The 13,113-nt window shown below is 42.3% G+C and carries 8 protein-coding genes; all 8 read right to left on the bottom strand.

What is annotated here, in order from left to right:
- Positions 1–374: 374 nt before the first annotated feature.
- Positions 375–1,655 carry an isocitrate lyase gene (gene aceA / locus ABD006_RS12885; RefSeq protein WP_343841762.1) on the bottom strand — a complete coding sequence of 427 codons (1,281 nt, stop codon included), beginning with the start codon at positions 1,653–1,655 and terminating at the stop codon, positions 375–377.
- Between the two features lie 28 nt (positions 1,656–1,683).
- Positions 1,684–3,276 carry a malate synthase A gene (aceB, locus tag ABD006_RS12880; protein ID WP_343841759.1) on the bottom strand — a complete coding sequence of 531 codons (1,593 nt, stop codon included), beginning with the start codon at positions 3,274–3,276 and terminating at the stop codon, positions 1,684–1,686.
- 326 nt (positions 3,277–3,602) lie between these two features.
- On the bottom strand, positions 3,603–5,144 hold the full coding sequence (gene putP, locus ABD006_RS12875; protein WP_343841756.1) for a sodium/proline symporter PutP: 1,542 nt from the start codon (positions 5,142–5,144) through the stop codon (positions 3,603–3,605).
- A gap of 405 nt (positions 5,145–5,549) precedes the next feature.
- Positions 5,550–6,413, bottom strand: coding sequence for a methyl-accepting chemotaxis protein (locus ABD006_RS12870; protein WP_343841753.1), 864 nt, complete (start codon positions 6,411–6,413; stop codon positions 5,550–5,552).
- A gap of 17 nt (positions 6,414–6,430) precedes the next feature.
- Positions 6,431–7,885, bottom strand: a complete 1,455-nt coding sequence (locus ABD006_RS12865; protein ID WP_343841750.1) for an aldehyde dehydrogenase family protein — start codon at positions 7,883–7,885, stop codon at positions 6,431–6,433.
- A gap of 264 nt (positions 7,886–8,149) precedes the next feature.
- Entirely contained in the window at positions 8,150–9,700 is a 1,551-nt protein-coding gene (gene pruA / locus ABD006_RS12860; RefSeq protein ID WP_343841748.1) for an L-glutamate gamma-semialdehyde dehydrogenase, read from the bottom strand.
- 237 nt (positions 9,701–9,937) lie between these two features.
- Entirely contained in the window at positions 9,938–11,086 is a 1,149-nt protein-coding gene (locus tag ABD006_RS12855) for a CamS family sex pheromone protein (RefSeq protein WP_343841746.1), read from the bottom strand.
- 13 nt (positions 11,087–11,099) lie between these two features.
- Positions 11,100–13,106 (bottom strand): NAD-dependent DNA ligase LigA, encoded by a 2,007-nt coding sequence (gene ligA, locus ABD006_RS12850; protein WP_343841743.1) that lies wholly within the window; start codon positions 13,104–13,106, stop codon positions 11,100–11,102.
- Positions 13,107–13,113 lie beyond the last annotated feature (7 nt).

Raw genomic sequence — 13,113 nt, 5'->3', positions numbered from 1 at the left:
AACCCGCGGGGGAGACCGATTCACACAGCCCGGATCGATACCTGATGTATTTTAATCGATAAACCCCTCAATTTAATGGATTCTCCCTCCAAATTGACCGATACTTCCACAAAACTAACCGATAAACCACTCACTCCGACCGATTCCTCCCACCCCCCCTGATATGAGCGCACTCCACCAATTCAATCAAACGTTTGTTTAACACCCCTGCTCCCCAATTCAAACAAGCTGATTTCCCGGAAACCTATTGCTTCTTTTCCATTCTATTGATATGTTTTGAATAAGCCAGAGGGAGTTTTCGACCAATAAAAGCTGGGGGCAAACAAAAGAATGCCTGCTCTGCGGCAACAGAACAGGCATTCATGGGTATTCGTTTAGGATTTAACGGTAAACTGCTCTTCTTCTGTGGAACCTTTAAGGGCGGTTGTGGAAGATTCGCCTCCAGAAACAATGGTAGATACCTGATCAAAGTAACCAGTTCCAACTTCCCTCTGGTGCCTTGTTGCTGTGTAGCCATCTTTTTCACTGGCAAATTCGGCCTGTTGCAGCTCAGAGTAAGCTTCCATTCCACGCTCTTTATAGCCTTTAGCCAGCTCAAACATGCTGTGGTTCAAGGCATGGAAACCAGCCAATGTTACGAACTGGAACTTATAGCCCATCTTTGCCAGCTCTTTCTGGAAGCTTGCTATGGTTTCCTCATCAAGCTTTTTCTTCCAATTAAAGGATGGAGAGCAGTTATAAGCAAGCAGTTTATTTGGATATTTTTCATGAATAGCGTCCGCAAACTTTTGTGCTTCTTCCAAGTTTGGCTCAGACGTTTCACACCAGATCAGATCTGCATATGGAGCATAAGCCAGCCCTCTTGCAATCGCCTGATCAATACCAGCTTTCGTACGGTAAAAGCCTTCTGAAGTACGTTCACCAGTAATAAATTCATGATCATACGGGTCTACATCACTTGTTACCATATCCGCTGCATTTGCATCGGTACGGGCAATAACAATCGTTGGTGTGCCCATTACATCTGCTGCAAGTCGAGCAGAAATCAGGTTTCTTACCGCCGTTTGTGTAGGAAGCAGCACCTTTCCACCCAGGTGACCACATTTTTTCTCAGAGGATAGCTGATCTTCAAAGTGAACCCCTGATGCTCCGGATTCAATCATGCCTTTCATTAATTCGAACACATTCAGTTGACCCCCGAATCCTGCTTCAGCATCTGCTACAATTGGCTGAAACCAATCGATGGAATGGTCATTTTCAATATAGTGAACCTGGTCAGCCCGCTGTAGTGCCTGGTTAATCCTTTTTACAACGTGCGGAACACTATTTGCCGGATAAAGGCTTTGGTCGGGATACATATGACCGGATAGATTGGCGTCTGCTGCAACCTGCCATCCACTCAAATAAATGGCCTTCAATCCTGCTTTTACCTGCTGAACAGCCTGGTTTCCTGTCAAAGCACCAAGAGCATTAATATAATCCTCAGTATTTAAATAATTCCAAAGCTTCTCGGCACCCTTTTTCGCCAATGTGTGCTCAATATCAATAGAGCCTCTAAGGTTAATCACTTCTTCAGCTGAATACGGACGTTCTACACCCTTCCAACGATTGTCCTGCTCCCAGCTTTTTTCCAATTCTTTTACTCGATTATCCATTATAAATTCCTCCCCTGAAAAATTCATATTATAAAATTTCATAGCCTGGTAATGTTAAAAATTCTTCCAATTCATCTTTCTCAATTAACTCGTCAAACAGCTCAACAGCCTCATGAAATCTTCCCTGTTCAAACACCTCTTCTCCTATCTCTGACATAATTTTGTCAACCTCTTCCTGCTTGAACTGTTGATAGAGATTGACGGTTATCTTCCTTCCATCTGAAAGGACACCTTTAGGATGACGGATCCACTGCCAGATTTGTGCTCGTGAGATTTCAGCAGTTGCCGCATCCTCCATTAACTGATTGATAGGGACAGCCCCTCTGCCTTGTAACCAGTTCGCGATGTAGAGAAGACCAACGCGAATATTTTGTCTTAGTCCAAGCTCTGTAATATCACCGGTTGGAATTTCAAGTAAATCCCCATCAGTCACCTCCAAGTCCTCCAATTTCTTTATATCAACCTGGCTGGCACCTGGCATCTCCTTATCAAACACTTCCTTTGCTACAGGAACCAATCCAGGATGAGCAACCCATGTTCCATCATGACCATCTTTGGCTTCTCGTTCTTTATCGGCTTTCACTTTGGCAAAAGCATCTTCATTTGCGGCTTCATCATCCTTGACCGGAATTTGTGCGGCCATTCCTCCAATCGCCTGCGCTCCCCGTTTATGACACGTTTGAATGGTCAGCCGGGAATAGGCTCTCATAAACGGAGCGGTCATCGTTACCAGCGAACGGTCCGGCAGTATAACCTCTTCATGGCCTCTAAGCTTTTTTAAATAGCTGAAGATGTAATCCCACCTTCCACAGTTTAGTCCTGCAGAGTGTTCTCTTAATTCGTATAAAATTTCATCCATTTCAAAAGCGGCCAATATCGTTTCAATTAATACCGTTGCTTTGATTGTACCCTGTGATAGGCCGAAATAGTTTTGGGCGAATGTAAATACATCATTCCACAGGCGGGCTTCCAAGTGACTCTCCATTTTCGGCAGATAGAAGTATGGCCTCGTGCCCGCTTCTACTAACTTTTCAGCATTGTGGTAGAAATACAGCCCAAAATCAAACAAGCTCGCACTCATCGGTTTTCCATCAACCACTAAATGTTTCTCGTCTAAATGCCATCCCCTGGGTCTGACAAATAAGACAGCTGTTTGATCATTCAGCTCATACGTCTGCCCGTTATCTGTGATCATGTCAAGCGATCTTCGTACAGCATCCTTCAGATTAATCTGACCCTGAAACACATTTTCCCATGTAGGAGAAGTGGCATCTTCAAAACAGGCCATATAGACGTTTGCATCTGAACTGAGAGCGTTGATGACCATTTTCCGATCCACCGGCCCTGTAATTTCCACTCTCCTATCCTGGATTTCCTCGGGGATTGGGGCAATGGTCCAGTCACCCTCCCGAATATGTTTTGTTTCAGGTAAAAAGTCAGGTTTCTTTCCAGCATCTAATTCCTTCTGTCGTTCTTCTCTGTACTGTAACAGTTCTTTTCTGCGCTTACCGAATTTCCTTTCCAGCTGCTGCAAAAAGACAAGTGCCCCAGCTGTCAGGATCTCCGTCTCGTCGCGCCTCTCTTCCCTTGGCCTCGGAATACCTGCAACCTTAGCTGTCAAATCCTCACCATCCTTTTTGTTATATTACAGTTTATTAATTATGTTTTGTATTATATAACAGTAATTTCGAAAATGTAACCCCTTTTTCAGAAAAAATTAACAAAAGATTTCGACAGGTTGTTATCAACATGGAGATAACTCATCTTATTGATTTTGGAGGGATGGTTACGCAACAAAATACTATTAAAGCCGATTAAACTCTAATTCATCCACAACTCCCCATTTCTAATCAGCTACCCCATCATTTATCCGAACCCGACCGATTTCCAATATCCTAAATAAAAAAGGATGCCCCACATCATAGTGGAGCATCCTTTTCTTCTGATTTAGTTCCTGGCTATCGAACGTGCTTCATCAAATTCTTTGTCCATCTCCGGTTTGGTCTTTGTAAAGAGACTGATTCCAATTGTTAAAATCATATTCAACAAGAAACCTGGGACAATTTCGTATAATTCGAATATACCACCTGTTAAATTAGCCCATACAACGACTGTAACAGCACCTGTTATCATCCCGACGATTGTCCCGGGAGCTGTAACCCGTTTCCAGAACAGTGATAACAGAATGATAGGTCCAAACGCAGCACCAAATCCGGCCCATGCATAGCTTACAAGTCCCAGTACTGAACTTTCAGGATTACTTGCAATCATTATAGCAATAATGGCAATGATGATAATGGACAGACGGGCTATGGTAACCAGCTCTTTGTCTGTTGCGTTTTTACGGAAAATTCCCTTGTAGAAATCCTCTGCCAATGCAGATGACGACACTAGTAACTGAGAATCGATTGTACTCATAATAGCAGACAAAATAGCCGCCAGCAGGATTCCTGCAATGATGGGGTTGGTTAGCATTTGTGAAAGTAAAATGAAGATGGATTCCTCATCATCTAACAGGGAAAAATCAACGGCAGTTCCGTCTTCTAATACAGATGCCAGTTTTACATTTTCCTCTGCCAGGACACTCGCATCCATGGAGCCTATATAAGCAAAGCCAGCCAGTCCCGCAAAGATTGCACCAAAGAGGCCAAGAACCATCCATGAAATTCCGATAAACCTCGCTTTAGGTACGTCCCGATGAGATTTTAATCCCATAAACCGTACAAGGATATGAGGCTGTCCAAAATAGCCCAGTCCCCATGCCAGTGATGAAATAATTCCAATCATTGCTACACCTGACACCATCTCTAAATGATTGGTGCCCATCTGTGTACTAAGCTCTCCTACCTTATTAAGAGTCTCCTGCCATCCACCAAGTTCATTAATGGCCACGATAGGCAGAATAATTAATGCAGCAAACATTAAGATTCCCTGAATAAAGTCGGTCCAGCTTACAGCTAAAAAACCACCTAAAAATGTGTAAGCAATAATGACAATGGCACCAATCCAGAGACCCTGCGTATACGTTAAATCAAAAGACGAACTGAACAATTTCGCTCCTGCCGTCATTCCTGATGCTGTATAGATCGTAAAGAAAAATAGAATAACCAGTGCAGATACAAAACGAAGGATATGAGAGTGGTCTTTAAAGCGGTTTTCAAAAAAATCCGGAATGGTAATGGAATTGTTGGAAACCTCTGTATAAATGCGTAGACGCTTCGCAACAAATTGCCAATTAAGATAAGCACCCACGGACAGACCAATAGCCAGCCATGCTTCTCCTAAACCTGATAGATAAATAGCCCCAGGCAGCCCCAACAGCAGCCATCCGCTCATGTCCGATGCACCGGCACTAAGGGCGGCAACACCCGGACTTAAACTTCTTCCGCCTAAGAAATAGTCTGACAGATTACTTGTCAGCCGATAACCGACAATACCGAGTAAAAGCATCCCGGCCAGATAAACAATAAAGGTAATTAACGTACTCATGAATCTTTGTCACTCCTGTTGAATAGTGTAATTGCTGATAAAATAATCAATATTGGCATAGGAACAAACAGCCAAAATAATGTTGCTCCGGATAAAACATAATCCTGCATGATTCCCCTCCTCTAAAAACACAATGAGTTTATTATCACATTTTGACAGAAGTTTGACAAAACGGTCTCAGTCTGAATAAGTTCCCTTAATTTCCATGAATATATCCAAGAACCATATAAATGGTTTGCATAGCTTATTACGACATTATTCGACATTTTGCTCTGACATGCAATCAATTTGCTGTTTAAGATAGAATATATCAAATGCAAGTTTTTTAAAATTACGGTAAAGAAAAATAACCCGATTAACTCCTTGTTATGGAGTTTACCGGGTTATTTTTTATTGAGAATCCTTCTATTCATCTGCCTGCAATTGGTTTTCTGCCATTTTAGCTAAATCCTGGGCGTTCGTACTAATTTCCTGAACTGTAGATGATATTTCCTGTATGGCAGCAGCCTGAGCATCCGTCATTTTGTGGATTCCTGCAAATGCTTCGTCGAATTCTGCAATTAAATTTTGTATCTTTTGTGTTGCTTCGTCAATTTTTTTAACATTGTCCTTTGAATTATTGGCCAGTTTACGGATTTCCTCGGCAACAACACCGAATCCTCTTCCACTCTCACCTGCGCGTGCTGCTTCAATCGATGCATTTAGCCCTAGCAGGTTACTTTGGTCAGAAATTCCTCTGACAACGGTTGAAACCTCACCAATTTCTTCTGTACTCTCACTTACTTTTTCCACTTGTGAGGAAACATCTGTTACATGCTGGGCCAGTTCATTAATGGAGCTGGTTACTTCCTGGATGGATGCAGCAGATTGTTCAACTACTGCAGATAAGCTTTCAGCGACTTCGTACAATTTGTTAGCCTTCTCCAGACTGGTTCCCATACCTACGCCACCAATAACCGCTCCTCTCTCATCATGCAACGGAATCGCACGTGCAATAAGAGGGAAACCAAATAATTCCTTGGGCACAATTTCAGCTTTTGACTGGTTTTCCTTAATGGCATTCGTAATGATGTCACCCTCAGCAAGAGGATCACCCGGAGTAACATTAAGAGCAAAGGTTTCTCCAGGAATGTTTATAATTAGTTTTTCTGTATCATAGATTCCAACTGTGACATCATCCTGTATCAATTTATTCAGATATGGTGCCACTTTAATAAAAGCATTTAGAATGTCAGAATTTGTTTCAATTTGTTCAGTAACATCTGTCATTTTTGTTTTCACTCCTATTAGTATGGAAGTTGTCGCTGCCCATAGTTAATGGATATCCATTTTAAAGTTGTGAACTCTTCAAGGCTCCATTCTCCATTCAGGCGACCCAGACCGGACTGCTTCTCTCCACCAAACGCAACAATCGGTTCATCGTTAATGGAAATATCGTTAACGTGAATCATACCAGTATGCACTCGTTTAGCCAGTTGAACCCCACGTTCTCCGTCAGACGTATGAACAGCGCCACTGAGACCAAAATTCGTATCGTTAGCTAATTGAATGGCTTCTTCATCTGACTCAAATTTCATCACACTTACGACTGGTCCAAACATTTCTTCCCGTGCAACAGCCATATCCGGAGTAACATCTGTCAAAATGGTTGGTTCGACCATGTTGCCAGTGATGTTCCCTCTGAGTAATGGTGTGGCTCCCTCCTTAATTCCTTTTTCAATTAAATCGTTAAGGTTGTTAGCAGCCCCTTCGTTTACAACAGGACCGATAACCGTTTCAGGATCACGTGGATCACCGGTCTTCAGTGAAGCAATTTTATTCTTGTATTTCTCTATAAACTCGTCATAGACGGACTGATGAACGAGAATTCGGTTCGCCGACATGCAAATTTGACCTTGATGAGTAAATCGGCTAAAAGCAGCTGCGTTAACGGCATAATCGATATCAGCATCATCCAGAACGATGAATGCACTATTCCCGCCTAATTCGAGCAATGGCTTTTTAAAGTTCCTTACTGCTACTTCTGCAATATGTCTACCTACCGTTGTTGATCCTGTAAAGGAGATGATTCTTGGAACAGGATGCTCAACAAAAGAATCACCAATTTCACGAATATCGGTAGCTACAACGTTGAATAGTCCCTTAGGAACACCCGCCTCTTCAAAAATTTTCGCAATTAAAGTTCCTCCGACTATAGGCGTTTCTTCATGTGCTTTAAGAACGACCCCATTACCAGCACCAATAGCAGGTGCGATTGATTTAACAGATAAAAAGAAAGGGAAATTGAATGGACTGATCACTCCAACAACCCCCGCCGGCATACGGTACAAACGGTTTTCCTTTCCATCTTCAACAGATGGAAGAATTTTGCCTTCTTTTTTAAGTGGGAAGGTTGCTGCTTCCTTGATCATATTTTTTACCAAGCCAATTTCAAATGCTGCCTTTAAGTGTGTACCTCCAAGTTCATCAATAATGATACTTGTGATATCCTCTTCATTTTCTTCTATGTAGGATACTGCCCTTTCCAGAATGTCCCTTTGTTTATAAGGATTAATCTGATTCCATTCGTCCATCGCTTTACGTGCCGCCTGATAAGCCTCATCTATATCATCAGGTGTTGCCATTTGAAACTCTGTAATTACTTCACCATTATATGGATTTATATCCGTCAATTTACGAGCGCTCTTTCCATCACGCCATGTTCCAGCAATGTATTGTTTGTTTAGTGCCTGAATATCCAACTTTTTCCCTCCCAGTAATTAAAAACCTTTTCATTTTATATATCGGTTGAGGCTATTAAATATTGAGGTGAGTAAAAATATTGTTCGTGCGTTTTTAATAATTAGGAAAAAGATACTACGAAATGACACCAGATTCTCTTTTTATTCTAACGAAGGTATAGATGTGGGTAGAGGACAACTTTCTGTTCACATAAGAGTAATGATATCCTGGGCAAAAAGAAAGACGTCCTGAACTGTTTCGTCCAGGACGTCTCCGTCTATTTTTTATAGCATTTCGGATGTGGACTTACCTTGCATAAAGTTAGTTAGATACCCAGGTCCGCCAGCTTTGGAGTCTGTACCGGACATGTTAAATCCGCCAAATGGATGGTAACCAACAATGGCTGCTGTACAACCGCGGTTAAAGTAAAGGTTCCCGACATGGAAATCCTCTCTCGCCTTTTCAATATGATCACGATTGTTGGAAATAACTGCACCTGTTAAGCCATATTCCGTATTGTTAGCAATATCAATGGCCTCATCAAAATCTTTAGCTTTTGTGAAAGCAACAACAGGACCGAAAATTTCCTCCTGCATAATGCGGGCGGTTGGAGATAAATCTTTAAAGACTGTCGGCTTAATAAAGTACCCTTTGGAGTCATCCCCCTCTCCGCCAGTTACTAATTCACCTTCTTCTTTTCCAATATCAATATAGCCCATAATCTTATCATATGCTGCCTGATCAATGACCGGTCCCATGTAGGTAGTGTTCTTGACAGGATCATCCAGTGTGCAGTTTTGTTCAGTTAATTCTTTCACACGTGTCACGAGGTCATCATAGACTTGTTCATGGGCGACTACCCGTGAACAAGCGGAACATTTCTGACCGGAGAAACCGAATGCACTGTTCACAATAGATTCTGCAGCCAGTTCAAGATCTGACTCGTTATCTACCACGATCGTGTCCTTACCGCCCATTTCTGCGACCACACGCTTCAGCCAAATTTGCCCTTCCTGAACTTTGGAAGCGCGTTCATAAATACGTGTTCCAACCTCTCTGGAGCCAGTAAAGCTTACAAAACGTGTACGAGGATGATCAACCAGGTAATCCCCAACTTCGGAACCGCTTCCAGGAATGTAGTTAATAACTCCGGCCGGCATACCTGCCTCTTCCATAACCTCCATAAACTTGTAGGCAATAACAGGGGTTGAACTAGCAGGCTTTAACAGAACCGTATTCCCTGTAACCATTGAAGAAACTGTAGTACCTGTCATAATAGCAAACAGGAAATTCCATGGGGAAATGACTACGCCAACACCAAGCGGAATATAGTGAAAACGATTATTTTCTATCGGACGACTGTTCACTGGTTTGCCATCCTTTAATTCAAGCATTTGGCGTCCATAGTATTCTAAGAAGTCAATCCCTTCTGCAATACCTGCATCCGCCTCTTTCCAGGGCTTTGCTCCTTCCTTAATCACCCAAGCATTAAATTCCAATCTGCGACGACGGATGATGGCTGCCGCCCGGAACAAAATGTCTGCACGCATCTCCGGCTTCGTTTTTCTCCAGGTTTTAAAGGTTTCATCTGCAGTTTGCATCGCTTTTTCAGCCAGCTCCTGATTAGCCTTGGAAACCTTACCTACTACTTCTTCCTTATTCGCCGGATTTCGGGAAACCAGTTTATCATCTGTATAATAGCGTTCTCCACCAATAATTAACGGATATTCCTTACCCAATTCTGCTTCTACTTGTTTAATAGCCTCTTCCTGCTGCTTACGATTCACCTCATCTGAAAAATCCATAAAAGGTGTGTGAGTGTACGGTACTACCATGTTCATTCCTCCCTTTCGTTATGTGGATCACCCTTTTTATCTCTGTAAGGTGCCTATCCCTATTTTAACCTATTCAGACAAGGCGTTCAAATCCCACTATTACCATTTTTCTGAAATTTGTTAAGGAGGCTTATAAAGTGAAACTTCCATAAATGGGGGTATTACGGCTAGTTAATGCGTGATAAAGCAGAACAAAAATATGAGGCTAACCTTTAAGATGGTCAGCCTCAAACTTAGCTACTGATAAATATACACTTCCGGCTTTTCTTCACCAGCTTCTCTCCAGATGAGAGCTTCCTGTTTATCCGGAGATTTAACATTGATTTCAATATCGTAATTATTTCTGAAGTTTTCCATAACCAAACCATAGGCAAACTGGCTAAAAGCTGTCACTTCTGACTTTCCATGAAATTCAATCGGGATATTAATTTTTAATTCCTGCAATTCATCGTTCACGTAAAACCCTTTACCAATAACGCCTACAAAATTAGGGAAAAACTCGCGTACTTCATTCGTAAAGTCCTTCATGACCGTCGCCTCTGCCTGATAATCGCTGTCAGCTTCATCAGAAGGGAACAGGATATAGTCCTCATTAACGCTCTCCCATTCTCCGATTGAAGAGCTGCCTTCCTCAACGAAGGTTTTTGCTACAAAATTCCCCGGCACCAGCGAAGATTGCTCTTCTTCTCTAAATAAGGCAATCATGATTGGAACATCTTTTAATTCCTCTATTTTCCGTACACGCTGTAAAATGGTTTGTGCATAATCTTTTCCCTTGGACAGCATTTCATCTTTAGGAATATCCTCGTAATAGGTCCTGCCGGGTTCTGTTTCAAATTGATAGACGGATTTTAAGGCCAGACCAATCGAGACTCCTTTTACCCCCACTTGATTTCCCTTCGTCTTTTGAAGGTAATTTTGCTCTAAAATGTGAGACAGATAACGTGGGGCATTACGAAACGCCTGGGGATCGGGGTTATCTTCATCCTTAATATTGATACTTGGGTTAAGGCCTTTCTCATGTTCTTCACTGTTCCGTTCCAGCCAGCTGTATACCGTATCTTCTGTTAGATACTGACCTTCCTGAAACAGATAATCATCCGGGTTAAACACGTCCTTTGAATGTCTTCGTAATCCCTCTTCAAGCTCTGTGATATCAAACCGGTTGAATACCTGATTGACGATCACACCTCTTGCAGCAGCTGGTTTATATTCTACAGGCATTTTGTACTCTTCATCAGAAATGTTATAGCTGGGTACAATCGCCGTTTCTGATTCCTCTTCCTTTGTATCCTGAACAATCTCTTCCTCTTGATCATAGTTCGGCGTACAACCGGCAATCAGGAGAACGAACAAGACAGGAATTACAAAATATTTTTTCATCATTACCTCTCCACTCCTATTCGCTCAAGGCGTCTATCATTTGCTGCTCATTCCAAATCGTAACACCAAGTTCCTGCGCTTTATCATACTTCGAACCAGCATCCTCACCAGCCACGAGAATATCCGTGTTTTTACTTACACTGGTCGTTACTTTTCCGCCTAAGGCTGTAATCTGTTTTTTAGCATCTGAACGGGAGTATTGCTCCAGTTTACCTGTTAAAACAACAGTTTTGCCTGAGAAAGGTGATTCCGTATCAATATCTTCCGCAGTTAAGCCCTTATACTCCATGTTTAATCCTAAATCCTTCAGCTCCTGAATAAGACTTTTCACCTGAGGTTTTTCGAAATAGCGTACAATGGAATCTGCTACTTTCTCTCCAATGTCCTGAATGGCTATTAAGTCTTCCAGATCAGCCTCCAGCAAGTGATCCATATGTTTAAACTGTTCAGCTAACGTTTGAGCTGCCTTGCTTCCCACATACCGAATGCCTAAACCAAAAAGTAATCGTTCCAGTGAATTTTCCCTGGACGTTTCAATGGCATCCAGTAAATTGCTTACGGACTTTTCACCCATTCGTTCTAATTTTAACAATTCTTCTTTTTCAAGCTTATACAAATCAGCAATGGTTTGAACGAGGTCATGTTCAAAGAGTTGCTTAATGACTTTTTCACCAAGGCCGTCAATGTTCATTGCATTTCGTGAAACAAAATGGATCAGGCCTTCTCTTAAGTGGGCTGGACAATTAGGGTTAATACACCGTAAGGCAACCTCCTCTTCCAGTCTGACAAGCTCACTGCCGCATTCCGGACAATGGGTTGTCATATGAAAGGGCTCTTCACTACCTGAACGTCGCTCCACATCCACACGGACAACCTCCGGAATAATGTCGCCTGCTTTTTTAATGACAACCGTATCACCAATGCGGATATCCTTTTCACGGATTAAATCCTCATTATGTAAAGAGGCCCGTTGTACCGTGGTTCCGGCTAATTGAACCGGATCAAGAATGGCTGTAGGTGTGACAGCTCCCGTTCTTCCTACACTTAATTCAATCTCTCTTAAAGTTGTGGTTGCTTCTTCAGCTGGAAACTTATAGGCAATCGCCCAGCGGGGACTTTTTGCCGTAAAACCAAGCTTCTCCTGAACAGCAATCTGGTCTACCTTAATCACAATTCCATCGATTTCATAGCTTAATTCAGGACGGTGCTCCGTCCAGTATTGAATATATTCAATGACTTCATCAATGTTTTCACAGGTTTTTGTTTCCGGATTCACTTTAAACCCTAATTGCTTCAAATAGGCTAACCGCTCACTATGGGAGGCAATTGCGCCTGCTTCCCATTCCCCCACACTATAAACAAAGATATCCAGGTTCCGCTGGGCTGCAATTTTAGGATCTAATTGTCTTAAAGAACCTGCAGCGGCATTTCGAGGATTGGCAAACACGTCCTTGCCTTCCGCTTCTTTTGCTTCATTAAGGGCTCTGAAGGACTTAACAGGCATAAAGGCTTCTCCACGAACCTCAATCGTTTGTTCTTCACTGATTTTTAATGGAATACTGCGGACGGTTTTCAGATTCCGGGTAATATCCTCGCCTGTGCGGCCATCCCCACGTGTAGCACCTCTTTCAAAAATACCATCTATATAACGCAGGGAGATAGCCAATCCGTCAATTTTTAATTCACAGACATAGCTGATTTCCTTCGCATCTGCCCCTTCTCTTACCCTGCGATCAAAGTCCCGCAAATCCTGCTCATTAAAGGCATTACCTAAGCTGAGCATGGGAATATTATGCTGAACTTTTTGAAAGGCATCTAAAGGTTCACCGCCCACTCGCTGGGAAGGAGAATCCGGTGTGACGAATTCCGGATATTCTTCTTCCAGGTCTTTTAGTTCTTTCATTTTAACATCATATTCATAGTCAGGCACAGAAGGGCTGTCTAATACATGATACTCATAATTGTATTGGTTCAGTTCTTTTTTTAAAGCTTCCACTCTTTGCTTTGCGGTTTCTTTTTCCAAGGTCACG

It is taken from the genome of Salinibacillus aidingensis (assembly GCF_039522525.1).
Taxonomy (GTDB): Bacteria; Bacillota; Bacilli; order Bacillales; family Alkalibacillaceae; genus Salinibacillus; species Salinibacillus aidingensis.
Note: the sequence above shows the minus strand (reverse complement) of the source record. Positions and strands in the feature narration are given on the sequence as shown.

What these genes read in the sequence shown, in the direction of transcription:
- pruA (WP_343841748.1), bottom strand. Translation starts at nt 9,700, where the DNA reads ATGGTAGTACCGTACACTCACACACCTTTTATGGATTTTTCAGATGAG.
- aceA (WP_343841762.1), bottom strand. Translation starts at nt 1,655, where the DNA reads ATGGATAATCGAGTAAAAGAATTGGAAAAAAGCTGGGAGCAGGACAAT.
- putP (WP_343841756.1), bottom strand. Translation starts at nt 5,144, where the DNA reads ATGAGTACGTTAATTACCTTTATTGTTTATCTGGCCGGGATGCTTTTA.
- ABD006_RS12855 (WP_343841746.1), bottom strand. Translation starts at nt 11,086, where the DNA reads ATGATGAAAAAATATTTTGTAATTCCTGTCTTGTTCGTTCTCCTGATT.
- ABD006_RS12870 (WP_343841753.1), bottom strand. Translation starts at nt 6,413, where the DNA reads ATGACAGATGTTACTGAACAAATTGAAACAAATTCTGACATTCTAAAT.